The organism is Caldibacillus debilis DSM 16016, assembly GCF_000383875.1.
In the GTDB taxonomy this organism is placed as follows: Bacteria; Bacillota; Bacilli; order Bacillales; family Caldibacillaceae; genus Caldibacillus; species Caldibacillus debilis.
The window spans coordinates 1-26102 of sequence record NZ_KB912915.1 but is presented as its reverse complement, the minus strand read 5'-3'; the positions used below and the strand labels follow the sequence as shown (position 1 = coordinate 26102).

Genomic DNA, 26102 nt, shown 5'->3' with positions numbered 1-26102 from the left:
CGGATGTTTCCATAATTGAGGAGGATGCGACTTGCTGAAAGATCTGTTTGCCAAAAACAAAAAGAGATACGCCACCGTTCCCGCCCAATCGGCCAGAAATGACGTCCCGGAAGGAATCATGACGAAATGCCCGAAATGCAAGAGGATCATGTTTACGAAGGAACTTCTGCGGAATTACAAACTTTGCCTCCACTGCCGTTACCATTTTCCCATGACGGCAAAAGAAAGGATCGACAGCTTTTTCGACGCCGGCAGTTTCCGGGAAATGGACCGGGAAATGGTTTCCGAAAATCCATTATCATTTCCCGGTTATTTGGAAAAATTGGAAAAGGACAGGGAAGTTTCCAAATTGAATGAAGCCGTCGTCACCGGTGAGGGGACGGTGAACGGGTTTCCCGTCGTCGGTGCGGTGATGGATTCATCCTTCCGCATGGGCAGCATGGGCTCGGTCGTCGGGGAAAAGATCGCGCGGGTGATCGAACATGCGGAAGAGCGGGAGCTTCCTTTAATACTTTTTGCCGCCTCCGGAGGCGCCCGCATGCAGGAAGGGGTCCTCAGCCTCATGCAGATGGCGAAGACGAGCGCGGCCCTCAAACGGTTCAGCGACCGCGGCGGTTTGACGATCTCCGTCATGACCCATCCGACAACGGGCGGCGTTTCCGCCAGTTTCGCTTCGTTGGGCGATTATAATTTTGCCGAGCCCGGGGCGCTGATCGGTTTTGCCGGACGGAGGATCATCGAACAGACGATCCGGGAAAAATTGCCGGAAGATTTTCAGACCGCCGAATTCCTCTTGAAGCACGGGCAATTGGATGCCGTCATCCCGAGGGATCAACTGAAGGACAAGATCTCCCTCATTCTTGAACTGCACCGACAAGGAGGCGAGCTCCCGTGGCTTACGTCTTAGATTTTGAAAAGCCGGTCATTGAATTGAGAAATAAAATCGACGAGCTGAAGTCCATCATGAACGATGCGGATGTGGATTTGGCCGAGGAGATTCAAAAGCTGGAAGACCGGCTGATGAAATTGGAAAATGAAATTTACCGCAACTTGAAGCCTTGGGACCGGGTCCAAATCGCCAGGCATCCGGAGCGTCCCACCACCCTGGATTATGTCGCCCATTTGTTCGAAGATTTTTTCGAGCTTCACGGCGACCGCCTGTTTGGGGACGATGAAGCGATCGTGGGTGGCGTGGCGAAATACAAGGGCCTGCCGGTGACCGTCATCGGCCATCAGCGGGGGAAGGACACGAAGGAAAACATCCGCAGAAATTTCGGCATGCCCCATCCGGAAGGCTACCGGAAGGCTTTGCGACTCATGCGCCAGGCGGATAAATTCGGCCGGCCGATCATCTGCTTCATCGACACGAAGGGGGCATATCCCGGGAAGGCGGCGGAAGAACGGGGACAAAGCGAGGCGATCGCCCGGAATCTGTTCGAAATGGCCGGTTTCGGCGTCCCGATCATCTGCATAGTCATCGGTGAAGGGGGGAGCGGAGGAGCCCTCGCCCTCGGAGTTGGAAATCATATTCATATGTTGGAAAATTCTACATATTCGGTGATTTCGCCCGAAGGGGCGGCTGCCCTGCTGTGGAAAGACGCTTCCTTGGCGAAAAGGGCGGCGGAGACGATGAAAATCACCGCCTATGATTTGAAGGAATTGGGAGTGATCGATGAGGTCATCCCGGAAGTGAGGGGCGGCGCCCATCGGAATGTGGCCGAACAGGCCGCCTTCATCGATCCGGTGATTGAAAATTCTTTGAAAGAGCTGGTGCCGATGTCCAGGGAACAATTGATCCGCCATCGCTATGAAAAATTTAAAAAAATCGGCGCTTTCGCTTTTGAAAAGGAATGAAATGGGAATGAATAAGAACGTGCCTCTGTGTGCGTTCTTTTCTTCTTTCCTCCGGTTTTTTCCGGGAAGGAAAAGCAGGGATCCGGATGCAGAATTCAGTATTTTCTTATATTAGGGGTCGCTGTTGTTTTTACATCTCCAGTCATGGTATTTTTAAAATGTATAATAATTAACAATGTACAAAAAAGATTTCAGGAAAGTAAGAAAGGTGAAAAGGATGAAAAGGATTGGCGTTTTAACGAGCGGCGGGGATGCGCCCGGGATGAATGCGGCGATCCGGGCGGTGGTCCGAAAAGGGATTTATCATCAGCTGGAGGTTTACGGCATTTACCAGGGCTATCAAGGGCTGATCAACGGTAACATCAAAAAGCTGGAATTGGGCTCGGTCGGTGACATCATCCATCGCGGCGGAACGATTCTCCGCTCGGCAAGATGCCCCGAATTCGTCACGAAGGAGGGCCAGCAGATGGGCATTGCCCAGCTGAAAAAATTCGGCATCGAAGGGCTGGTGGTGATCGGCGGGGACGGTTCCTACCGCGGGGCCAAGGCGTTGAGCGAGCAGGGCATTCCATGCATAGGAATCCCGGGAACGATCGATAATGATATTGCAGGAACGGACCGGACGATCGGTTTTGACACGGCGTTGAACACGGTCATCGATGCGATCGACAAAATCCGGGACACGGCTTCTTCCCATGAAAGGACCTTCGTCATCGAAGTCATGGGAAGAAATGCGGGGGATATCGCCCTTTGGACAGGTTTGGCCGGAGGCGCGGAAACGATTTTGATCCCGGAAGTCGAGGAAAGCATCGATGATATCATCGAACGGCTGCACCGCGGAAAAGAGCGGGGGAAAAAGCACAGCATCATCATCGTCGCCGAAGGCGTGACGAGCGGCGTCAAGTTTGCCGAGGAACTGAAGAAACGGACGAATATGGAAATCCGGGTTTCCGTCTTGGGACATATTCAACGGGGAGGCTCCCCATCCGCCTACGACCGGGTTTTGGCAAGCCGCCTCGGCTCCAGGGCGGTGGAACTCCTGCTCGAAGGAAAAGGCGGCAGGGCGGTCGGAATCCAAAACAATCAAATCGTCGATTATGATTTCAATGAAATTTTGGACGTTCCCCATGAGATTGACCGGGAAATGTTTAAGTTGTCGAAGGAACTATCGATTTAGGATCAGGAGGCCATCAAAATGAGAAAGACCAAAATCGTTTGCACGATCGGACCGGCCAGCGAATCGGTGGAGATGCTCGTCGCGTTGATCGAAGCGGGGATGAACGTTGCCCGGCTGAATTTTTCCCACGGCGACCATAAAGAACACGAGAGACGGATTCTCAACCTCCGGGAAGCGGAAAAAATTACGAAAAAGAACGTGGCGCTCCTCTTGGACACGAAGGGCCCGGAAATCCGCACCCACGATATGGAAAACGGCGCGGTGGAATTGCGCAAAGGGGACATCGTCCGCATTTCCATGGAAGAGGTCCTCGGCACGAAGGAAAGATTTTCCGTCACTTACAGCGGTTTGATCCACGATGTCGAGGTCGGTTCCTCGATCCTTTTGGATGACGGGCTGATCGGGCTGGAAGTCGTGGATAAATTGCTCGACAAAAAAGAAATCGTCGCGAAAGTCCTGAACAACGGCGTCCTGAAAAATAAAAAGGGCGTGAATGTCCCGGGGGTTTCCATCAAACTGCCCGGCATCACCGAAAAGGATGCCGCCGACATCATTTTCGGGATTAAGCACGGAATCGATTTTATCGCCGCCTCTTTTGTCCGCCGCGCCTCGGATGTTCTGGACATCCGCGAACTGCTGGAAAAATACGGGGCGACGGATGTGCAGATCATCCCGAAAATCGAAAACCGGGAAGGCGTGGAAAACATCGACGAAATTTTGGAGGTTTCCGACGGACTGATGATCGCCCGGGGCGATCTGGGCGTGGAAATCCCGGCGGAAGAAGTTCCGATTGTGCAGAAGCGCTTGATTAAGAAATGCAACCAATTCGGCAAACCGGTAATTACCGCCACCCAAATGCTGGATTCCATGCAAAGGAATCCCCGTCCGACGCGGGCGGAAGCCAGCGACGTGGCCAACGCCATTTTTGACGGAACGGATGCGGTCATGCTGTCCGGAGAAACGGCGGCGGGACAATATCCCGTCGAAGCGGTCAAAATGATGCATAAAATCGCCCTTTGTGCCGAAAAGGAATTGAACCATAAGGAAATTTTAAGCGTCCGGAGCAAGCAGACCGAACACAACATGACCGACGCCATTTGCCAATCCGTCGCCCACACGGCGATCAATTTGGACATCCATGCGGTCATCACTCCGACGGAAAGCGGGCATACGGCGCGAATGATCGCCAAATACCGGCCGAAATCCCCGATCATCGCCATTACGAGCAACGAAAGGACAAGAAATCAGCTGGAGCTCGTCTGGGGCGTGTATCCGCTGCTGGGCGAAAAGGTTCCCTCCACGGATGAAATGCTGGAATTATCCGTGCAGGAAAGCTTAAAAAGCGGCCTGATCAAACATGGGGACATCGTCGTCATCACCGCGGGCGTTCCCGTCGGGGAAGCGGGTACCACAAACATGATGAAGATTCATGTGGTCGGGGACATCCTCTTGAAAGGACAAGGGGTCGGCAGAAAGACGGCCTTCGGGAAGGCCGTCATCGCCCGGAACAGCCAGGAGGCCCTGGAAAAGGTGAAGGAGCGTTCCATCCTCGTCACCTATTCCACCGATCGGGAAATGATGCCGGCCATTGAAAAATGCATCGCCATCGTCACGGAAGAAGGCGGCATTACGAGCCATGCGGCGGTGGTCGGCTTAAGCCTCGGGATTCCGGTCATCGTCGGTGCGGAAAAGGCGGTCGAGGTGCTGAAGGACGGCCAGGAAATTACGGTTGACGCGGTGAGCGGCATCGTCTATAAAGGCCATGCCAGCGTTCTCTGAAAGATTCTCGGGACTATCTTTCCAGGCGGTGGGTTTCATGCGCAAATTCTTCTCCTTCTTGATCATGCTCGGCGTGATGGAGCTTCTTCTTCTAATCCTTTTGGGAAAATGGATCGGCATCGGCTGGACGTTGTTCCTGCTCGTGCTTTCGGGACTCATCGGTATTTATTTGACGAAGCGGGAAGGATTGTTTACGATCGAAAAGGCCCGCCGCCAATTGTCTTACGGCCAAATTCCCGGGGAGGAAATCATGGACGGTCTGTTCATCCTCCTCGGGGCGTTTTTGCTGCTCCTTCCGGGGCTGATCACCGACCTTTTGGGGCTGTATTTGCTTTGGCCGGTCACGAGGCGGACGGTGAAGCCCTTTTTCATCCGGGGCATCAAAAGGCGGCTGTCCGGCCGGACGTTCGTCTATACGAGGCGATATTGGCATTAGGCAGCAGGAAAAAAGAAGAAAACAGGCGTGCAAAGCGGGTTGCTTGCACGCCTGTTTTGATTGTTTTCCGCCGCCCGTGCTTTGGCTTTTTGTCCGATGCCATGCCGGGGTTCGAAACGGGAAAAGCCGCCCCGCATCGGCCGGCGGATCCGTTTTTCGGACGCCGGGACGCAGAAAGCGCTCCAAAAAAATCATTTTTAGCCCGATTTTTCAATATTCAACCGTAAAAGTCGGGAAAAAGCGCTCCTCCGTCCATTGCGGCAGCCGCGGAAATTTTCGGTTGCCGGCGGCGAGGGAATGGTTTACCCCCTTCTTGAAGATTTCATTGGGTCCGGGACCGGAGAAGGCCGGAAACGGGCCGCAAGACAAGGGCTTCCCTCAGCTGGCCGAAGCCCCGTTTCCCTTAATGAAGTTCCAGATTTCATGGAATACCTTCGCCTTATGGAGGGCGGTGATCAGCACCAATACGATGGGGCCGGCAATGAGTCCGAGAAAGCCGATGAGCTTCAGGCCGACAAAGATGGAGATCAGGGTGGCCAGGGGGCTCACCCCGATATTGGTGGACACGACTTTCGGCTCCATCAATTGTCTTTGGACAATGACGACGACATATAATACGGTGAGGCCGATCCCCAGCCGAAAATCATGGGTGACGAATTCATAGATGATCCACGGGACGAAAACCAACCCGGTCCCCAAGTAGGGCAGCAGGTCGATGAAGCTGATGATGAAGGCCAGGGACAGGGCGTAGCGCACCTTCAAGATCAGCAACCCGATGAAGACGATGACCCCGGTGATGGAAATGAGGGTGAGCTGGGCGCGGATGAACCCGAACAGCGCCTTCCGCAAATCTTTGTAAACGGCCATCCCTTTTTTCCGGAAACGGGCCGGGATGAAGCCGGAGGTCATGGTTTTCAGCTTGTACCAATCCTTGCTGAAGAAAAAGGTGGCAAGAACGATGAAGATGAAAACCGTTCCGGCAAAGGGAAACCATCCGATGAAGCCCGGGATTCCTTTTAAGACCGCCTGCAAAAGGGCCCCGATGGAGGAGGCGAGGTTCGCTCCGACGGATTTGATGTTGTCGATGATGGTATCCTGATACCCTTCTTCCAAATTGTCGAACATGTAATTCAATTGGCTGAGGAGGGGAAGGAAGGTTTCGTCCACCCATTGATCCATAAAGCGGATGAACGTCTGGATATGATCCGGAAGCGTTTTCGCCATATATTCCGTTCCCGAGATCAGCTCGACGACCAACAAGGTCAAAAGGGTGGCGAGCAGCGCAAAAATGACGACGAGGACGATCAGCACAGCCAATGACCTTGGCAGGCGCCATTTGATCTGCAGAAAGTTGACGATCGGATTGATTAAAAACGCGATAAACCAGGCGATGATAAAAGGATAGGTCAACGACGCGATGAAATAGAGGGCGATCAGGGAAACTATGGTCGTGCCGATGACCAGCAGCGTGCGGGTGACTTGCGCCCAAAGGTTTTGCATTCCTTTTCCTCCTTGATGCCTTTGGCGGCAATGCCGAAAGCGTCCGGTTTTCCCTTATTGTACCACGATGGACGATTTCATTATATATATTACCAGTATACCGAAAAAATGACAGTTGCCATCGGAACGGATTCTTTTTGATTTCGAACGAAAAGAGCGGGTGAAAAGATGACATACCTTTTTTTGCTCCTTTTTCTTGCGGCGGGGGTTTTTGCCAAAAATCAGCCGCTGATCCTCGCCGTCCTTTTTTTGCTTTTCGTCAAAATCCTTTTTCCCGGCGGCCGGATTTTTGCCATCCTTCAGGAAAAGGGGATCGACTGGGGGATCACGATCATTACCGTGGCCGTGCTTGTTCCCGTCGCCACGGGAGAGATCGGTTTTCAGGAATTGATCGGCCCTTTGAAAAGCGTAAACGGGGTGATCGCCCTGTTGTCGGGGGTGCTGGTCGCCCTCTTGGCCAAAGCCGGCGTGGCGCAGCTGGCGGAGGATCCCGCCATGATGGCCGCAATCGTCTTCGGGACCATTCTCGGCCTTTCCTTCTTTAACGGGGTGGCGGTCGGCCCGATGATCGGAGCGGGGATCGCCTGGCTGGCGATAAAATTATTCGAATATTTACAATAAACCTTGCATTTTATTTTTCTACCAAAATAATAATTTTTTCACATTTTTATCACAGATCGTTCACAAAATTTAAAATTTCCGTTATAATAAATTTTGGAAATGAACGATTTTTGACAGTTTCCCTTTTTTTAAGGTTTTTTGAAAGCATTTTCTTAATCTCCCAAGGCTGGCAATCTGTCGAACTTCTTTGTTTTTTATACTGGAAAATCTTTATTTTTCATATCGGTTTTCAATCTAATGAAGCCTTGGAAAATTTCTTTTCCGGGGTTTATTCATTAGTCGACAATAAAGGAATGAAGGGAGAATTACAATGAACACTGCCAGAGGTCTCGAAGGGGTTGTGGCTGCGACGTCGAGCATCAGTTCCATCATCGACGACAAGCTGACATATGTCGGCTATGACATTGACGATCTAGCAGAAAACGCGCTGTTTGAGGAAGTCGTATTTTTATTGTGGCATCGCCGGCTGCCGAAGAAACAAGAATTGGAAGATTTCAAGAAACTGCTGGCGGAAAATGCCCCGATCCCGAAGGAGCTCATCGATCATTTGAAGTCCTATCCGAATCAGAAGGTCCATCCGATGGCCGCATTGCGCACGGCCGTCTCCTTCCTCGGCCTGTTTGATGACGAGGCGGATGTTTTCACGAAGGAGGCCAACTATAATAAAGCGGTCCGCCTGCAGGCGAAGATCCCGACGATCGTCGCTGCCTTCTCCCGCATCCGTAAAGGGCTGGAGCCGGTCGAACCGCGAAAGGATCTAAATTTCGCCGCCAACTTTTTATATATGTTAAACGGCGAAGAACCGGACCAAGTGGCCGTCGAGGCGTTCAACAAGGCGCTGGTTTTGCACGCGGATCATGAGCTGAACGCTTCCACCTTTACGGCCCGGGTATGCGTCGCCACCCTGTCCGACGTGTATTCCGGGGTGACGAGCGCCATCAGCGCTTTGAAGGGGCCGCTCCATGGCGGGGCGAACGAACAGGTCATGAAGATGCTGATGGAAATCGGTTCCGTGGAAAATGTGGAGCCCTATATCCGGAAAAAATTGGCCAACAAGGAAAAGATCATGGGCTTCGGCCACCGGGTGTACCGGAATGGCGACCCGCGGGCGAAACATTTGAAAAAAATGTCGGAGAAGCTGACGAAATTAACCGGGGAACCGAAATGGTACGATATCTCCACGAAGATCGAAAGCATCGTGACCGCCGAGAAAAACATTCCGCCGAATGTGGATTTTTACTCCGCGTCGGTCTACCACAGCCTGGGGATCGAACACGACCTGTTCACGCCGATTTTTGCCATCAGCCGGATGTCGGGATGGCTCGCGCATATATTGGAACAATATGAGAACAACCGCTTGATCCGGCCCCGTGCGGAATATGTCGGCCCGGGCAAGCAAACTTACGTAAAATTGGAAGATCGCGGATAATCAAATTCGGATACAATGGAAAAAGGTTAGGAGAAAACCGCCTTCCTAACCTTTGATTTTGATAAAAAACGGAGGTAGAAACGCATGGCTAACGGAGAAAAAATTACGGTTCAAAACGGGGTATTAAACGTTCCCGACCATCCGATCATTCCGTTCATCGAAGGCGACGGAACCGGGCCCGATATATGGGCCGCCGCATCCAGGGTTTTGGATGCTTCTGTGGAAAAGGCTTATCAAGGGAAAAGAAAGATCGTTTGGAAAGAAGTCTTGGCCGGGGAGAAGGCCTTTAAGCAAACGGGGGAATGGCTCCCGCAGGAAACGCTGGATACGATCAAAGAACATATCATTGCCATAAAAGGACCGCTGACCACGCCCGTCGGCGGAGGGATCCGTTCCTTGAACGTGGCTTTGCGCCAGGAATTGGATCTGTATGTTTGCCTGAGGCCCGTCCGCTGGTTCGAAGGGGTCCCTTCCCCGGTGAAGCGGCCGCAGGATACCGACATGGTCATTTTCCGGGAAAATACGGAAGACATTTACGCGGGAATCGAGTATGCGAAGGGCACGGAAGAAGTGAAGAAGCTCATCGACTTTTTGCAAAATGAAATGGGCGTAAAGAAAATCCGCTTCCCGGAAACTTCCGGAATCGGCATTAAACCGATCTCCGAAGAAGGCTCGAAACGGCTCGTCCGCGCCGCCATCCGATACGCCCTCAAAGAAGGAAGGAAGTCCGTCACCCTCGTACATAAAGGGAACATCATGAAATATACCGAAGGCGCCTTCAAAAATTGGGGCTACGAAGTGGCTGAGGAAGAATTCGGCGACCGGGTGTTCACCTGGGCCCAGTATGACCGGATCAAGGCGGAAAAGGGGGCGGACGCCGCCAACGAGGCCCAAAGAAAGGCGGAAGAAGAAGGAAAAATCATCGTCAAGGACGTGATTGCCGACATCTTCCTGCAGCAAATCTTGACCCGGCCGAAGGAATTCGACGTGGTTGCGACGATGAATTTGAACGGGGATTATATCTCCGACGCGCTGGCCGCCCAAGTCGGCGGGATCGGCATCGCCCCCGGGGCCAACATCAACTACGATACGGGACATGCCATCTTTGAAGCGACCCACGGAACCGCCCCGAAATACGCCGGATTGGATAAGGTGAACCCGTCCTCCGTCATTTTGTCGGGCGTGCTGATGCTGCGGCATCTGGGCTGGAACGAGGCGGCCGACCTGATCATCAAGGCGATGGAAAAGACGATTGCATCCAAATATGTCACCTACGATTTCGCCCGCCTGATGGAAGGGGCCACGGAAGTCAAATGCTCCCAGTTTGCCGACAAATTGATTGAAAATATGGCATAACGAAGTTTTGATCGGCCTGCCCCGGGGTTTCCGGGGCGGTCTCCACTCGATTTCCAATCTTTAGGGAGGAATGGACATGGTCATGAAAAGGAAAAAGATTTCGGTGATCGGCGCCGGTTTTACAGGTTCGACGACGGCGTTTCTGCTCGCCAAAAAGGAACTGGGGGACATCGTTTTGGTGGATATCCCGCAATTGGAAAACCCGACCAAGGGCAAGGCTCTGGACATGCTGGAGGCAAGCCCCGTACTGGGGTTTGACGCCAACATCGTCGGCACTTCCAATTACGAGGATACGAAGGATTCGGACATCGTCATCATCACCGCCGGGATCGCCCGCAAGCCGGGGATGAGCCGGGACGATTTGGTGCAAACGAACGAGAAAATCATGAAACAGGTGACCAAAGAAGTGGTCAAATATTCCCCGGATTGCGTGATCATCGTGCTAACGAACCCGGTCGACGCCATGACCTATACCGTCTATAAAGAATCCGGCTTCCCGAAACACCGGGTCATCGGCCAATCGGGCGTTTTGGACACGGCAAGGTTCCGCACCTTTGTCGCCCAGGAATTGAACATTTCCGTTAAGGACGTGACCGGCTTTGTCTTGGGCGGCCACGGCGACGACATGGTCCCCCTCGTCCGGTACTCCTATGCCGGCGGCATCCCCCTCGAAAAGCTCATCCCGAAAGACCGTTTGGACGCCATCGTGGAGAGAACCCGGAAGGGCGGCGGGGAAATCGTCAACCTGTTGGGGAACGGTTCCGCCTATTACGCCCCGGCGGCCTCCCTCGTTGAAATGGTGGAAGCCATCGTCAAAGACCAACGCCGGATCCTCCCCGCCATCGCCTATCTGGAAGGCGAGTACGGATTTGAAGGCATTTATTTGGGCGTCCCAACGATCCTCGGCGGAAACGGTCTGGAAAAGGTGATCGAGCTGGATTTGACCGAAGAAGAAAAGGCGGCCCTGGAAAAATCCGCCCAATCCGTCCGCAATGTGATGAAGGTATTGTCCGTATAAGGCGTAAAAACCCGAAAAAAAGAGCGCCATGCGCTCTTTTTTTTTTCACGGAGGAAATCGTCCATGCCAAAGAAAGGGCCGATGGCCCAAGGTTGGGAAAAAACGTTCCCACGATATGGAAAAGCCTTTTCGCGAAGTTTAGCAAAGAGGATCCGGTCCGGGCAACCGGGATGCCGGTTGAAGGAAGCGCCCCGGATTTTACAAAAGCTTCGCTTCGGCCAGGAGAGGATGCGGATGCAGGAAACACGCGGAAATTTTTCTCGGGAAAATCATTCCGCCTGCCGATAAAAGAGAAGGCGGCCCCGTCCGATTTCGCATAAGCAGGCGTAATATGATCGGGGGCAATATTAGAGGTATCAAATGGCGAAGGAGGGTCGACCGCCATTTGGCAGGGTATGAGTAAAATATTTGTGGGCAAAATTTAGCCCCTTCAGGCGAGTGATCAAAGATCGCCCACCTTGAGAAGGGGAAACCAAGCGTAAGCGCGGCAGGAAAGAAAGCAAATATTAATGAATAAAGAGGAAAGGAGTAGTCCCTCATGGAAAAAATATAAAAGGAGCAACCCACATGAACAAGGATATCACAGAATTCCCAAATTCAAAACAGATTGAGCAAATCCTTTGGAGCAAATTGCAGGAAATCTTTTCAAAGGCTTTGAAAAGTCTTTTGGAGGACATGGATCAACAGATTGTCGAAGAACGGGATAAAAAACGGTTTCGGCTGCTCGATAAGCGAAAGCTCAGATCGTCAGCCTCTTTGATGAGATTGAGGTGAAGCGAAATTACTGCCGTGACCGAAAAACCGGGGAATATGTCTATCTTTTGGATCGTTATCTGAATTTTGAAGGGACAGGCACGTTCAGCCCATTGATGGAGAAAGCGGCCATCGAATTAGCCATTCAAGGCCCTTCCTATCGAAAAGCGGCCCGTACGTTGGAAACGCTTCTCGGCTATCGGGTTATCAGCCATGAGACGATCCGAAAACACCTCTTGGAGGTATCAAGCATTCCAAAACGGGAGTCCGTGCACCAGCCTGCTCTCTTTGTGGAAGTGGACGTCCTTTATGTCAAGGAAGTCAAAATCTCCGCTGTTCATCAGGGATGGGAAGTGAACGGGGAACGGGTGAGACTGAAGAATAAACGCTATTTCATTCACGACGGGAAGGAGCCTTTTTGGGAGGCGTTTGAGGAATTCCTGATGGAGACTTTCGATGATGATCCGACGGTCCATAAATTGGTGATCAACGGAGACGGGGCCGCCTGGATCACGGCCTGCCGGGAATATTTAAAGACCGGGCCTTCTTCGGTCTCGACCGTTTCCTGTGGAACGGGAGATCCGGAGCTTGTTCCGGAACCATCCGCGTTATCCGCCTATGATAAAAGCGCTCGACGCTTTTGACGGGCAAAAACTGTTGACGGAATGAAACAGCCAGGCCGGCACATTTGGAGACAAAGCCCGGGAAGATCGGCTTGAGGCGCTGATCCGCCAATTGGAACAATATCCCGAAGCATTGGGAGAGCACGAATTATATTTGATAAATAAAGTTCATCACTTACTTTCCTAATGGATAAGGGTCATTCGATCACGTAAAATTAAGTTCGCAAAAATGAAAAGAGGAAAAGCCATCGGTAACTCCGAATATAAGTGGCATAACCCTTATCGGAGTGCTGATGGTTTTTGCGAACTTTACTTGACACTAACGGTCATTCAAAGGAGTGTTTATATGATTTTATTAGAAATCAATCATATAAAACATTATGTAAGAGACCGCTTGTTACTTGATGTAAATAATTTACAAATCCATGATCATGATAAAATCGGTTTAATTGGTCCGAATGGATGTGGAAAAACTACTTTATTGAACATAATGGCTGGAAAGATCAATCCAAATAATGGGAAAGTGACTCGGTACGCAAAAATTGAACTCATACCACAGATAAAACAACAAGCGGGTACTACAAAGAGTGGTGGTGAAGTCACAAAGGAATATCTTCAACAAGTTTTATATAGACATCCTTCTTTATTGCTTGCTGATGAACCAACAACAAACCTTGATACAGATCACATTGAATGGTTGGAAAAAATATTAAGTGAATGGAAGGGTGCATTTGTTATTGTTTCTCATGATCGTGATTTTCTAGACTCTCTTTGCACAACCATATGGGAAATAGATGGTTGTAAGGTAATAGAGTATATTGGCAATTATACCAATTATAAAGAACAAAAAGAAAAAAAGAAGCTCCGTAATCAATTGGAATATAAAAAATATATGGAGAAAAAGAAACAGTTGGAAAGGGCTATCATCGATCTGAAGCATAGAGCTCAAAGAGCGACAAAGAAGCCGAAAAATATTTCGAATTCAGAGGCGAGAGTCCCCGGTGTAAAAACACACTACGCCAGTATACAAAAAAAGTTAATGTTAAATATTAAATCCATTCAAAAACGGATTGAACGATTGGAAGTAGTAGAAAAAGAAAAAGAACTTCCTCCCATTAAAATGGAGTTAAAAAACGCAGAACTTCCTCGCAACAAACCAATTTTACGTGTTGAAGACTTATCTGGTATTGTAGGAGAACGTATTTTATGGAATAAAATAAGCTTTCAACTACGTGTTGGAGATAAGTTGGCAATTATTGGCCCAAATGGAAGTGGGAAAACAACCCTAATAAAAAAAATTATAAATAAAGACCCTAAAGTCAAACTTTCACCTTCTGTAAAAATTGGTTATTTTAGTCAAGATTTAAATATTTTAGATGATAAAAAAACAATACTACAAAACGTTTGGGCCACTTCTAGTCATAATGAGACTTTTATTCGAACTGTTCTTGCTAGAATGCATTTTTTTGGTGAGGATATTTATAAACCCGTTGAAATTCTCAGTGGGGGAGAACGAGTAAAAGCAGCATTAGCGAAGATTATTTTAAGTGATGTTAATATGTTAGTTTTAGATGAACCAACGAATTTCCTTGATGCACAAGCTATTGAAGCCTTAGAAACGCTTCTAATGAATTATGAAGGTAGCGTGATTTTTGCTTCTCATGATCGTCGATTTATTAATAAAGTTGCTACACGAATTTTATCTATACGTAATGGAAGGATTGAATTGTTTAATGGTAATTACAAGGAATATAAAGAATACCAACAACAGCAAATAAAGGCAAAACAGGATAAAGAAAGAAACGAAAGGCTGCTTTTATTAGAAACAAAAATAGCCGAAGTTATTAGCCGTTTAAGTTTAAATCCATCTGAAGAATTAGATATGCAATTGGAAAATTTACTCTCTGAAAAAGAAAAACTAATTCAAAAGAACTTTGATTAAACTCAAAAATGTAATTTTTGAACTGCTTTAAGATGGAATCCCTTTGTTCAAGACCGATAATTATACATTTTTCTTTAGTTAGGCCATATATTTCAACAATGTTCCTTACCAATGAATCATTAATTTGGTCATTAGGCGTATTTTTATTATGATTGTTCCAAATATTCGTATTTCATGGTTGATAGAATTCAGGAATATCAACCCAAAGGAAGGCATCTTTTATTTATAATCTTTTCAGTATCAGGACTCTCCTCCCCCACCCAAGGATCATATTTCAAAGTATCTTTTAAATATTTTCTCTTTTTATGGATAGGCAAATTAACCCAGCCGGGATCTTCTTGTGTTATTAAAAAAGATTTGTAAAGCAAAAAAATGGCAGATACTATGTCTAAAACAACCCATATGTTCCGAATTATAAAAATAAATAGGTTTAACTGGATGAAATATAGTTGTTGAAAATCCTGTGAATGTTTAAACAAAGCGAGCTCCTGCTTCCTCAGATCATCTACAAGCTAATATTCTTCATCGGTTAATAAACTTGTCTCAATCATCACTTTTACAGTTGCTTTCCCTTTTGCGGCATCTGCAACTTGTTGAATTTCTTGTTTGACTATATCTGCTTCCCCACTTTTCCCTGCCCCTATATTAATTTCCATGTCTATTTCTTCCGCCCCATTTTTTATTGCATTTTCTGTCTCAAACACCTTACTTTATTAGTTTCCTTTTTTACCGATTTTTCAAATTGACCGTGTCCATAAATAATCCCTACTATTCTCCCGTTATTGCGCTTGACACATATTGATCTGAATTATCCACAAATAAAACTTTTCCTTTAAGGCCTACGGGAAGATTTATGTAAGGATCTTTAATGGCCATAGCTCTTACTATTGTTCCTTCTGGGAACTCTTTAATCTTAAAATTGTTTCTTTATCCAATTCCGTATGAAAATTTATCCCCTTCAATAGGTGAATGATCAACGATCGCTCGCCTGTTGAAGGGGAAACCAAGCGTAAGCGCGGCAGGAAAGCAAGCAAATATTAATGAAAAAGAGGGCTACTCCTTGGTAGAATGATAGTCAGGAAAAACAACACTACCAGAAAGGAGTAGTCCCTCGTGGAAAAAATATAAAAGGAGTAACCCACATGAACAAGGATATCACAGAATTCCCAAATTTAAAACAGATTGAGCAAATCCTTTGGAATAAATTGCAGGAAATCTTTTCAAAGGCTTTGAAAAGTCTTTTGGAGGACATGGATCAACAGATTGCCGAAGAACGGGATAAAAAACGGTTTCGGCTGTCGATAAGCGAAAGCTCCAGATCGCCAGCCTCTTTGATGAGATTGAGGTGAAGCGAAATTACTGCCGTGACCGAAAAACCGGCGAATATGCCCATCTTCTGGACCGTTATTTGAAATTCGAAGGAACAGGCCAGCCCGTTGATGGAGGAAGCGGCCATCGAATTAGCCATTCAAGGCCCTGCCTATCGAAAAGCGGCCCGTACGTTGGAAACGCTTCTCGGCTATCGGGTTATCAGCCATGAGACGATCCGAAAATACCTTTTGGAGGCATCAAATTCCAAAACAGGAGTCCGTGCACCAGCCTGTATGCCCACATACGCTTGACTCAATCTTTGGCAGGAAGCTCCTTTCCCTTTTTCCCGGGTGCCGTGTTAAAATAAAAAAAAGATGCGGGTTTTCTTTTTTGCAGAAACCGTTGGAGGGATCATTTTGGCCAATAAACTTATCTTGATCGACGGAAACAGTATCGCCTACCGGGCCTTTTTTGCCCTGCCGCTATTGAACAACGACAAAGGGATCCACACCAATGCGATATACGGATTCGCCCTGATGCTGTCCAAAATCCTGGAGGAAGAAAAACCGACCCATATGCTGGCCGCCTTCGATGCCGGGAAAACCACCTTCCGCCATCAAACCTTCAAAGACTATAAGGGCGGAAGGCAAAAGACGCCCCCGGAATTGTCCGAACAGTTCCCTTTCATCCGTGAACTTTTGGAGGCGTACGGCGTCGCCACCTATGAATTGGAACTGTACGAGGCGGATGATATCATCGGCACGATGGCCCGCATGGCGGAACAGGAAGGGTTCGAAACGATCATCGTGACCGGGGACCGGGATTTGACCCAGCTCGTCTCCGGGCGGACGACCGTTTACGTCACGAAAAAGGGCGTGACGGAGATGGAAAAATATACCCCGGAACATATCCGGGAAAAATACGGTCTTTCGGTCTCCCAGCTGGTGGACATGAAAGGGCTGATGGGGGATGCGAGCGACAACATCCCCGGGGTGCCGGGGATCGGAGAGAAAACGGCGATCAAACTATTAAAGGAATTTTCCTCCGTGGAAAACCTGATCCGGTCGATCGACCGGGTCGGCGGGAAAAAACTTCAGGAAACATTGGCCGCCTATAAGGATCAGGCCCTCATGAGCAAAGAATTGGCCACCATCGAACGGAATGCGCCGGTGGAAATCTCGCTTTCGGATATTGCCTACACCGGGGAAAAAAAAGAAAAGATGGCCGCCTTATTTAAAGAGCTGGGCTTCCAATCCTTTCTGGAGAAAATGGACGACATCCCGGCGGAAAAAAAAGAACCGCTGAAAAACATCGAATATGCTTTTTTGGAGGAAATTGATGATTCCGTCCTGTTGAACCCGAGCGCCCTCTATATGGAAATGATCGAGGAAAACTACCACCGCGCGCCGATCCTCGGGTTTTCCCTCGCCAATGCGTCGGGCAATTATTTTTTGCCGACGGAAACGGCCCTCCGTTCCCCGGCCTTTCAAAAATGGCTGGCGGATGAGAAGAAAAAAAAGTTTGTCTACGACGGGAAAAAGATGATGGTCGCCCTGAAAAGGCACGGCTTGGAAATCAACGGAATCGATTTCGACCTGCTGTTGGCCTCCTATTTGCTGAATCCGTCGGAGTCCCTCGGAGATTTCGCCGATGCGGCCGCCGTCCACGGCTACACGGACGTGTTGTCCGACGATGAATTTTACGGCAAGGGGGCAAAACGTACCGTTCCCGGCGAAAGGGAGCGGGCGGAGCATATCGTCCGGAAAGCGCTGGCCATCTACGCCCTGAAAGACCGGCTGATCCGGCAATTGGAGGAAAACAAGCAGGATGAGCTTTTCTTCCGCCTGGAGATGCCCCTTTCCCGGATTTTGGCCGAAATGGAAATGACCGGGGTCCGGGTGGATACCGGCCGTTTAATCGAGATGGGAAAGGAATTCGCGGGAAAGCTGGAAGAAATCGAAGCGGAAATCCACCGGTTGGCGGGCGAACCGTTCAACATCAATTCGCCGAAACAATTGGGGACCATCCTTTATGAAAAGCTAAAACTGCCGGTGCTGAAAAAAACGAAAACCGGATATTCCACCTCCGCCGATACGCTGGAAAAACTTCAGCATCAGCACGAGATCGTCGATAAAATCCTCCATTACCGCCAATTGGGGAAACTTCAGTCCACGTATATCGACGGGCTGTTGAAAGTGGTGAACAAGGAGACGGGAAAGGTTCATACCCGATTCAATCAGGCCTTGACGCAAACGGGGAGATTGAGCTCCACCGACCCGAACCTGCAAAACATTCCCATCCGTTTGGAGGAAGGAAGAAAAATCCGGCAGGCCTTCATCCCCTCCGAGAAGGATTGGCTCATTTTATCCGCCGACTATTCCCAAATCGAATTGCGGGTGTTGGCCCATATTTCCGGGGATAAAAATTTAATTGACGCCTTCCTCAAGGATATGGACATCCATACGAGCACCGCCATGAACGTCTTCCATGTGAAAAAGGATCAGGTAACCCCGGAAATGAGGAGACAGGCGAAGGCCGTCAACTTCGGCATCGTTTACGGCATCAGCGATTACGGTCTGTCACAAAACCTGGGGATCAGCCGGAAGGAAGCCGCGGCATTTATTGAGCGGTATTTCCAAATCTACCCGGGCGTCAAGCAGTTTATGGAAGATATTGTCAAAGAGGCGAAACAAACCGGCTATGTGACCACCCTGCTGAACCGCCGCCGGTATATCCCGCAGATCACGAGCCGGAATTACAACCTGCGCAGCTTCGCGGAAAGGACGGCGATGAATACGCCGATTCAGGGCAGCGCTGCGGACATCATCAAAAAGGCGATGATCGATATGGCGGAGCGTTTGAAAAAGGAAAAATTGAAGGCCCGCATGCTGCTGCAGGTCCACGACGAATTGATTTTCGAGGCGCCGAAGGAAGAGATCGGACGCCTGTGCCAAATCGTTCCCGAGGTGATGGAAGGTGCGGTCGAGTTGAAGGTGCCTTTGAAAGTGGATGTCGCCTACGGGCCGACTTGGTATGACGCAAAATAAAACGGCTTCCCCCGCCCGGCCGCTTTTCACCGCCGCGGATTCCCGATAGGTTTTGAATGGAAAAAGAGAAAATCCGAAGGGGAGCGGCGGGCAGCCTCCGGTTTGAGAATATCCCCGGCGGGGCGAGACGGCCTTCGCGGGAAGAAAAATCCCGAAAAAGGGGAAGATGGACCCGGGGGAAGGACGATCGCGGAACGATGGGCGGCCTCCCGGGGAAGAATAGGGCCCCGATCGGCCGGCGGTTTGCCGGCGGAAGCAACGCCCCGGAAAAGGGGCGGCGGATTTGTTCCCATCCATAAAAAAACCCGAATTAGAAAGGTTTTGCCAAATGCCAGAACTGCCGGAAGTGGAAAACGTACGACGTACATTGGAAAAGCTGGTTGCGGGAAAAACCGTTCACGAGGTGGAGGTATTCTGGCCGAAGATCGTCAAGCATCCGCAAGACTGCCGGGAATTCTCCCGGATCTTGAAGGGGCAGACAATTCAAAAAATCGGCCGGAAAGGAAAATATCTGCTCTTTTATTTGGACCGGGACGTATTGGTTTCCCATTTACGGATGGAAGGAAAATACGGCTTGTTCCAAAGGGACGAACCCATGGATAAGCATACCCATGTCGTTTTGACTTTCCGCGACGGGAAACAATTGCGTTACCGGGACGTCCGGAAATTCGGCACGATGCATGTTTTCCCGATCGGGACCGAATGGGATCGGATGCCCCTGGCCGGTCTCGGTCCGGAGCCCTTTTCCGAAGCGTTCACCCCCCGATATTTGCACGAAAAGCTGCAAAAGACTTCGCGGCCGGTCAAATCGGTGCTGCTCGATCAAAGGGTGGTGGCGGGAATCGGGAATATTTACGCGGACGAAGCCCTGTTCCGGGCAGCCATCCATCCCGCCGCGCCCGGATCCCGCCTGACGGCCAAACGCGTCCAAAGGCTTCATGAAGCGATCCTGTCCACCCTTCGGGAAGCCGTGGAAAAAGGCGGCAGCACCGTCCGTTCCTATGCGGATTCCCAAGGGAATTCCGGCCGGTTTCAATGGGAGCTGTCCGTATACGGCCGGGAAGGCGAACCTTGCCGGAGATGCGGCCGCCTGATTGAAAAAATGAAACTGGGCGGAAGGGGAACCCATTTTTGCCGGCGATGCCAAAAATGAAACGGAAAAAGATAGATTCCTTTTTTTGCAGATTCAGATTCTTGGACGAAATCCGAACGACCCTTTTTGGCGCACGGTGTGACCCCGTGCGTTTTTTTCTCCGCATTTCGGGACCTGTCGGGAGCTGCCCGGCCATGCCCCGGCCTTCGGCGCGGAGACGGTGAAGGCCAGGGCATTGGGTGAAAAAAACGAGCGGAAAACGGATGGCGGAAGACCGGCCCGCGGACAGGGCCGGCTTTTGCATCAAGGCGGGCTCGATGCCCATCCTTGCTTTTCCCGCTCAGATTTTTCACAAAGGCCTTGACCGGAAAGTCCGGATCCGGCCCGCAGGAAGGGAAAGGGGAAATCCTTCGGCGCCGGGGGAGCGCCTTCGCCTGCCGGCGGTCCGGGAATCCGGAGCCGGGAAAGGGGAGGCCGTTGTTTGGCATGGGAATAGCCCTTTACATATGATATGTTTAGCATCGTAAAGGAAGGGGTTTAAAAGCATGCCTCCTCTTTCGCTCCTTTTTCTCGCGCTGGCCGTGAGCATCGACAGTTTCGGCGCCGGATTCACCTACGGGCTGCGGAAGGTGAAAATTCCGATTTCCGGCTGTTTCATCCTCGCCCTTTGTTCGGGAGCGGTACTGTATTTTTCCGCTCTCCTGGGACTTGCGGCAAACCGGGTTTTGCCGGAAAACGCGAGTCAGATGATCGGCGGGTTTTCCTTCGTATTGTTGGGCGTCTGGGCCCTTTGGCAGATTTTGCGGGAACGGAAAGCTTCCCCTCAAGAAAAGAAGGATGAACAAAGGGAGAGAATCCTGCTAAAATTTGAAGTAAAGACGCTCGGCCTCGTGATCCATATTTTAAAGTTGCCGACGGCGGCTGATCTCGACCGTTCGGGAACGATCCGGGGCATGGAGGCGGTCCTGTTGGGCATCGCCTTGTCGGTCGACGCTTTCGGCGCCGGCTTCGGCGCCGCCATGCTCGGTTTGCCCCCATTGGGCCTGGCATGCGTCACCGGTTTCATGAGCGCCCTCTTTGTCTATTTGGGCATCCGGGCGGGCAAGGGAATTGCCAAGGCCGGGTGGATGGGCAGACTCACCTTTTTGCCCGGCATCATCCTCATTCTTTACGGCCTGTGGCGGCTTTCCCGCCCGTTCCGCCATCCGGCAAATTAAGAGGAGATGGAGGAAAAGCAGTGACGGTATTCATCGGGATCACGGGAGGAATCGCAACGGGAAAAAGCACGGTTTCCCACATGTTGAAAGAGCTGGGGTATCCGGTGGTAGACGCGGATCTCCTGGTGAGGGAAGTGCAGCGGCCGGGAGAGGAAGTTTACCGGAAAATCGTGGAAAAATTCGGCGGGGAGATTTTGCTGGAAAACGGGGAAATCAACCGGAAAAAACTGGGCGACATCGTCTTTACAAATCCCGAAAAGCGGCGATTGCTCAACGCCATCGTCCACCCCGCCGTCCGCAGGCGGATGCGGGAAGAAAAGGAAAGGGCGTTAAAAGAGAGGGAAAAGGCCTTGTTCCTGGATATCCCCCTTCTTTTTGAAAGCGGGCTGTTTTCCGAAGTGGATAAGGTGATGGTAGTCTATGCCGATGAAAAAACCCAGCTCGAACGGCTGATGAAGCGGAACAATCTGACGAAGGAAGAGGCTTATTTCCGCATCCGTTCGCAAATGCCGATCGAAGAAAAAAGAAAGCGGGCGGACCGGGTCATCGACAACCGGGGTCCGCTGGAAAACACGAAAAAACAGTTGCTGGAAATATTGGCGGAATGGGGAATCTCCCGCGAAGGGCCGGAAGAGGCCCGCGGAAAAAAGGAATCATGAACGGCCGGGACCGGAGAAAGAAATCCGGTCTTTTTTTCGGAAGGGGGCTGAAGGAAAATCCGTATTCTATGATTCCTATCAATCTGGTATAATAGAAAAAAAACGGAAAGGGGGAACCTTGATGAAAAAACCGCTGTACCTTTTGTCCTCCGCCGCACTCATGACCACCTTGTTTTCGCCCCATGTATCCGCGGAGGAATACAAAGTAAAAAAAGGGGACTCCCTTTACAAGATCGCCAAAAAATATCAAGTCACCATCTCCGATTTGAAAGCTTGGAATCACTTAAAATCGGATGTTATCTACGTCGATCAGGTTTTAAAGATCAATAAACCCTCCAAATCTTCCTCCGCCGAAACGAAGGGGCAAACACCCTCTCAAGGGAAAACATACATAGTGAAAAAGGGCGATACGCTGATCCAGATCGCCAACCGCCATAAAATTACCTTGGCCGAACTGATGGCTTGGAACCATTTGAATTCCCACCTGATTTACCCCGGTCAAGTCTTAATCGTTTCCGAACCCCGCACGGATGAGGCTTCCCCGTCCCCGGCAAATGGGCAGGAAAAGAAAAATGACGGGGCTTCCTCCGGCGGAAACGGGCTCTACACGGTTAAAAAAGGGGACACCCTTTGGGAGATCGCCAGCAGATTCGGAATGACCGTCAATGACTTGAAAAAACTGAACGGGCTTTCTTCCGATTTGATTTTTCCGGGGCAAAAGCTGAAGGTAAAAGGAGCTGCCGATCCGGATAAAGGGGGAAAGGGCTCCGATGCGCCCGAAAAGGAAAACCCCGTTGATCAGTGGGCGAAGACCGTGGTGGAAGAAGCGAAAAAGCTGGTCGGCCTGCCTTATGCATGGGGCGGAAGCTCCCCGGACGGTTTTGATTGCAGCGGATTCGTTTACCATGTGTTCAACAAGGCGGGAAAATCCCTGCCGAGGCTCTCGACCGTCGGCTATTACAACCGGTCTTATTATGTAAAGGATCCGAAGCCCGGCGACCTGGTCTTCTTCGAAAACACCTACAAAAAAGGAATCTCCCATTTGGGCATCTACATCGGGGATAACCGGTTCATCCACGCCAGCTCCGACGGCGTCATGGTCTCCCGCCTGGATCAGCCCTATTATAAATCCCGTTTCGACGGGTTCAAAAGATTTTATTTCTGATCCGAAGCGGCGAAATCCGATGCGAAACCGCGCGTTCACAGGCAACGCGCGGTTTTTTATTGGATTCGGAAAGAATTGGGCAATTTCATTTTGAAAAACATAATGAATAAAAATATGATATACTAATTAAGGGATATTCGATAAAAATGTATCTTTTTTATTCGTTAAGGAGGTACGATATGACCAGTCGCGTGGCAATCAACGGATTCGGACGGATCGGCCGGATGGTGTTTCGCAGGGCGATCATGGAGGACGAACTGGAAATCGCCGCCATCAACGCCAGCTATCCCGCGGAAACTTTGGCCCATTTGATCAAATACGATTCGGTGCACGGAAAATTTCCTGCGGAGGTCAAGGCCGGCGAAAACAGCCTGATCGTCAACGGGAAAAAGGTGCCGCTTCTCAACGACCGCGATCCGCAAAATTTGCCCTGGGCCCAATTGGACATCGACATCGTCATCGAGGCGACCGGCAAATTCAATTCCCGGGAGAAGGCCGCCCTTCATCTGCAGGCGGGGGCGAAAAAGGTGTTATTGACGGCTCCCGGAAAGGATGAGGATGTGACCGTCGTCATCGGCGTCAATGAAGGGGATCTTGATGTGGAAAGGCACCGGATCATTTCCAACGCTTCCTGCACCACGAATTGTCTGGGGCCGGTGGTCAAGGTGTTGGACGATGCGTTCGGAATTGAAAACGGTTTAATGACGACCGTCCATGCCTACACGAACGATCAAAACAATGTGGATAATCCCCACAAAGACTTGCGCCGCGCCCGGGCATGCGCCCAGTCGATCATCCCGACGACGACGGGGGCGGCAAAGGCCCTGGGAAAAATTTTGCCCCATTTAAAAGGCAAGCTGCACGGATTGGCCCTGAGGGTGCCGACGCCGAATGTGTCTATCGTTGATCTGGTGGCAGAAGTCAAGAAGGAAGTGACCCCCGAGGAAGTGAACCGGGCTTTTCAGCGGGCGATCGAAAACGGGATGGGGGAAATCATCGCCATCACCTATGAACCCCTCGTCTCCGTCGATTTTTACACCAATCCCCATTCCGCCGTCATCGACGGATCCTTGACGATGGTGATCGGCGGGAACAAAGTGAAGGTGCTCGCCTGGTATGACAACGAATGGGGCTATTCCTGCCGGGTGGTCGATCTGGCGAAACTGGTCGCCAAACGGATGGAGGAAAAGATGAAGATCAAATCATGACAGAATGTTGTTCCCTTTTCCGGTTTTTCCGGCGGAGGGAATTTTTTTTGCCTGACGGCCATGGAAGGGAAGCGGACGGATGAAAATCCCGAAAGGAAGCGGGGATCTGAGGCGCACGGGCACGCGATCCGCAACGGGTTTTCCGCTTCTTCTTCCGTTGGCGGCGCCTGGGACGGCCGCCCTCCGTTATTTGCGCGGAACGGGAGAAGGAAAACGGCCGGCGGTTCCCCCGGTTTTTGCGGACGGTCCCGATGCCGCCCGTTTAAGGATCCATTTTGGAAAACTTCCCGGGGGCTGGGGCGATCATCATCAGGTGCCCGTTTGCGCGAAGCCGGCACGTCGTGCCGCTGCTTAGCCATCAGGCTGCCCGTTTTCTGGCGATTGCCCTGCGGCCCTACATCCTTTTTTCTCCAAGCCGTTCTTTCCTGTCCTTCCCATCCGCCGCCGAACAAGAAAAAACGATTCAATTGTTGAAAAATCACGACAAACCAATTATACTAAAAATCGTGAATCAAAATGACTACTTAAAGGGTTAGGACCTCTTTGGACTAACTTCCCCCTGTGGTAGTTCAGATGGATTTCATACAGTTTTTTGCTGATGAAAACATTATTTTTTAGAAGGGGGAACGATGGATGGAAACCTTCGGTCGTCACATCATTTCAGAATTGTGGGGCTGTGACTTCAACATTTTAGATGACGTGGAACGGATCGAAAAAATCTTCGTAGAGGCAGCCCTTAAGTCAGGCGCGGAAATACGGGAAGTGGCGTTTCACAAATTTGCTCCTCAAGGCGTCAGCGGCGTCGTCATCATTTCCGAATCCCACTTAACCATTCACAGTTTTCCGGAACACGGCTATGCAAGCATTGACGTTTATACGTGCGGCGATTTGGACCCCACGATTGCCGCAGATTATATAGCTGAAGCATTGGGAGCGAAGACGAGAGAAACGATCGAGCTGCCGAGAGGAATGAAGCCGGTCCAAGTCTTGAAAAAGAGCGTCAACGCATAAAGGAAACGGCTGTCTCGCCTGTTCCCGGAACAATGCCAAAAAACGAAGGAAAGAAGGGAGTTTTTGCCATAGGGAAGAACTCCCTTTTATTATTGCCGATGATTTCCGGAAAGCTTCGATCCAGGCGTTTTTTGGCGGTTTCCCGAATCCTGCCGTCCGGCGCGGAAGCCCCGGTTAAAAAAGCGAACCGGATCCGCCGAAGCTCCCCATCGGGCATGACAGATGAAAGGGGCGATTCCCGCCGCAGGCGAAACGTCCGCATTCCTTCCGGAAAATTCGGATCTGTGCCGGAGGAGATCCCGGCCTGGGTTTTGGCCCGGAAACCTCGGGACAAAGGATCCGGGGGACGGAACGAAAAGCGGACGAAGGGAGCGGGGAACGGCCCTTTTTTTGCTTTCCGGGCAAAAAGGCGGATCCTTCAGCCGATTTGGAATGGGCAGCCGCGCTTCGGGGAAAAGCGGCCCCTGTTTCGCCGCTCGGCGGCCTGGGAACGAAACGATTCGATCAGGAAAATGGATGAAAGAAAGGAGGATTCCCTGTCAGGGAATCCGGATGAAAAATTCGCCGCAAATCTTCCCCCTCATTGGAACCGGCCGTTTTTCTTTCGCCGATGAGGTACCGTCAAGAATTTTGTGTAATGTAAGATAGATAGGGTATCTCTGAAATAGATTTGGAATAGAGGGGGGGCTGGTTCCCCCCCAGGGGACTGAATATTCAGTCTCTTGAGGGGNAAAGGGAGAATCCCCTCATCTCATCTATTTACATTATTTGGTTAATGATAACGTTCTTCAAACATTCGCTCGAGGGCTTCCTGCGCTTCGGCAAATCCTCGCAACTTTCGTTCTGCCCATTTCTCGTTAAAATCTTGAACGGTCAAATATACGACTTTTTCAGCGGCTTCTA

At 50.5% G+C, this 26102-nt stretch carries 19 protein-coding genes and 4 pseudogenes; 19 read left to right on the top strand and 4 right to left on the bottom strand.

What is annotated here, in order from left to right; all coding sequences use genetic code 11:
* The first annotated feature begins 31 nt into the window (after nucleotides 1-31).
* The 5 genes from accD (at nucleotide 32) to A3EQ_RS0116965 (ending at nucleotide 5246) form a co-directional block, all read left to right on the top strand.
* Nucleotides 32-907, top strand: coding sequence for an acetyl-CoA carboxylase, carboxyltransferase subunit beta (accD, locus tag A3EQ_RS0116990; RefSeq protein WP_020156353.1), 876 nt, complete (start codon nucleotides 32-34; stop codon nucleotides 905-907).
* Nucleotides 892-1854: an acetyl-CoA carboxylase carboxyl transferase subunit alpha gene (gene accA / locus A3EQ_RS0116985; protein WP_020156352.1), complete on the top strand. Its 963-nt coding sequence runs from the start codon at nucleotides 892-894 to the stop codon at nucleotides 1852-1854. The genes accD and accA overlap by 16 nt, the downstream gene beginning before the upstream one ends.
* A gap of 217 nt (nucleotides 1855-2071) precedes the next feature.
* Nucleotides 2072-3031, top strand: coding sequence for a 6-phosphofructokinase (gene pfkA, locus A3EQ_RS0116975; RefSeq protein ID WP_040369630.1), 960 nt, complete (start codon nucleotides 2072-2074; stop codon nucleotides 3029-3031).
* Nucleotides 3032-3049: 18 nt separating this feature from the next.
* Complete coding sequence (pyk, locus tag A3EQ_RS0116970; RefSeq protein ID WP_020156349.1) at nucleotides 3050-4810, top strand: pyruvate kinase; 1761 nt, start codon at nucleotides 3050-3052, stop codon at nucleotides 4808-4810.
* A 37-nt stretch (nucleotides 4811-4847) separates the two neighbouring features.
* A complete protein-coding gene (locus A3EQ_RS0116965) occupies nucleotides 4848-5246 on the top strand; it encodes an FxsA family protein (RefSeq protein ID WP_020156348.1) in 399 nt (132 codons plus the stop codon).
* A gap of 378 nt (nucleotides 5247-5624) precedes the next feature.
* Here the strand turns inward: A3EQ_RS0116965 and ytvI are convergent, their stop codons facing one another.
* Nucleotides 5625-6746, bottom strand: a complete 1122-nt coding sequence (gene ytvI, locus A3EQ_RS0116950; RefSeq protein WP_020156345.1) for a sporulation integral membrane protein YtvI — start codon at nucleotides 6744-6746, stop codon at nucleotides 5625-5627.
* Nucleotides 6747-6914: 168 nt separating this feature from the next.
* Here ytvI and A3EQ_RS0116940 point away from each other — a divergent pair, with 168 nt between their 5' ends.
* The 6 genes and pseudogenes from A3EQ_RS0116940 to A3EQ_RS0116905 all read left to right on the top strand — a co-directional run bounded on the left by A3EQ_RS0116940 (nucleotide 6915) and on the right by A3EQ_RS0116905 (nucleotide 14488).
* On the top strand, nucleotides 6915-7367 hold the full coding sequence (locus tag A3EQ_RS0116940) for a DUF441 domain-containing protein (RefSeq protein WP_020156343.1): 453 nt from the start codon (nucleotides 6915-6917) through the stop codon (nucleotides 7365-7367).
* A gap of 310 nt (nucleotides 7368-7677) precedes the next feature.
* The gene (gene citZ, locus A3EQ_RS0116930; protein WP_020156341.1) at nucleotides 7678-8796 is read left to right on the top strand and encodes a citrate synthase; all 1119 of its coding nucleotides are present in this window, start codon (nucleotides 7678-7680) and stop codon (nucleotides 8794-8796) included.
* 84 nt (nucleotides 8797-8880) lie between these two features.
* The gene (gene icd / locus A3EQ_RS0116925; protein WP_020156340.1) at nucleotides 8881-10152 is read left to right on the top strand and encodes an NADP-dependent isocitrate dehydrogenase; all 1272 of its coding nucleotides are present in this window, start codon (nucleotides 8881-8883) and stop codon (nucleotides 10150-10152) included.
* A gap of 76 nt (nucleotides 10153-10228) precedes the next feature.
* A complete protein-coding gene (gene mdh / locus A3EQ_RS0116920) occupies nucleotides 10229-11170 on the top strand; it encodes a malate dehydrogenase (RefSeq protein ID WP_020156339.1) in 942 nt (313 codons plus the stop codon).
* A gap of 567 nt (nucleotides 11171-11737) precedes the next feature.
* A pseudogene (locus A3EQ_RS21870) lies at nucleotides 11738-12567 on the top strand (UPF0236 family transposase-like protein).
* Nucleotides 12568-12892: 325 nt separating this feature from the next.
* Entirely contained in the window at nucleotides 12893-14488 is a 1596-nt protein-coding gene (locus A3EQ_RS0116905; RefSeq protein WP_020156337.1) for a Vga family ABC-F type ribosomal protection protein, read from the top strand.
* A gap of 518 nt (nucleotides 14489-15006) precedes the next feature.
* Here the strand turns inward: A3EQ_RS0116905 and A3EQ_RS21385 are convergent.
* Together A3EQ_RS21385 and A3EQ_RS23265 are read right to left on the bottom strand one after the other, a co-directional pair.
* Nucleotides 15007-15195: pseudogene (locus tag A3EQ_RS21385) on the bottom strand (deoxyribose-phosphate aldolase); the annotation flags it as partial.
* 61 nt (nucleotides 15196-15256) lie between these two features.
* Nucleotides 15257-15400: a DUF4314 domain-containing protein gene (locus A3EQ_RS23265; protein WP_407637037.1), complete on the bottom strand. Its 144-nt coding sequence runs from the start codon at nucleotides 15398-15400 to the stop codon at nucleotides 15257-15259.
* A gap of 230 nt (nucleotides 15401-15630) precedes the next feature.
* On the opposite strand from A3EQ_RS23265, the pseudogene A3EQ_RS23260 reads away from it, so the two are divergent.
* The 8 genes and pseudogenes from A3EQ_RS23260 (at nucleotide 15631) to speD (ending at nucleotide 25199) form a co-directional block, all read left to right on the top strand.
* Nucleotides 15631-16110, top strand: a pseudogene (locus A3EQ_RS23260) (UPF0236 family transposase-like protein).
* Nucleotides 16111-16173: 63 nt separating this feature from the next.
* Nucleotides 16174-18846, top strand: a complete 2673-nt coding sequence (gene polA, locus A3EQ_RS0116885; protein ID WP_020156334.1) for a DNA polymerase I — start codon at nucleotides 16174-16176, stop codon at nucleotides 18844-18846.
* A gap of 328 nt (nucleotides 18847-19174) precedes the next feature.
* Complete coding sequence (mutM, locus tag A3EQ_RS0116875) at nucleotides 19175-19999, top strand: DNA-formamidopyrimidine glycosylase (RefSeq protein ID WP_020156332.1); 825 nt, start codon at nucleotides 19175-19177, stop codon at nucleotides 19997-19999.
* A 485-nt stretch (nucleotides 20000-20484) separates the two neighbouring features.
* A complete protein-coding gene (ytaF, locus tag A3EQ_RS0116865; RefSeq protein WP_020156329.1) occupies nucleotides 20485-21156 on the top strand; it encodes a sporulation membrane protein YtaF in 672 nt (223 codons plus the stop codon).
* A gap of 20 nt (nucleotides 21157-21176) precedes the next feature.
* The gene (gene coaE, locus A3EQ_RS0116860) at nucleotides 21177-21815 is read left to right on the top strand and encodes a dephospho-CoA kinase (protein ID WP_020156328.1); all 639 of its coding nucleotides are present in this window, start codon (nucleotides 21177-21179) and stop codon (nucleotides 21813-21815) included.
* A 121-nt stretch (nucleotides 21816-21936) separates the two neighbouring features.
* A complete protein-coding gene (locus A3EQ_RS0116850; protein WP_020156326.1) occupies nucleotides 21937-22980 on the top strand; it encodes a C40 family peptidase in 1044 nt (347 codons plus the stop codon).
* A gap of 179 nt (nucleotides 22981-23159) precedes the next feature.
* Nucleotides 23160-24188: a glyceraldehyde-3-phosphate dehydrogenase gene (locus tag A3EQ_RS0116845; RefSeq protein ID WP_020156325.1), complete on the top strand. Its 1029-nt coding sequence runs from the start codon at nucleotides 23160-23162 to the stop codon at nucleotides 24186-24188.
* 633 nt (nucleotides 24189-24821) lie between these two features.
* Nucleotides 24822-25199 (top strand): adenosylmethionine decarboxylase, encoded by a 378-nt coding sequence (gene speD, locus A3EQ_RS0116830; RefSeq protein WP_020156323.1) that lies wholly within the window; start codon nucleotides 24822-24824, stop codon nucleotides 25197-25199.
* Between the two features lie 772 nt (nucleotides 25200-25971).
* On the opposite strand, the pseudogene A3EQ_RS21380 reads toward speD, so the two are convergent.
* Nucleotides 25972-26102, bottom strand: a pseudogene (locus tag A3EQ_RS21380) (IS256 family transposase); the annotation flags it as partial.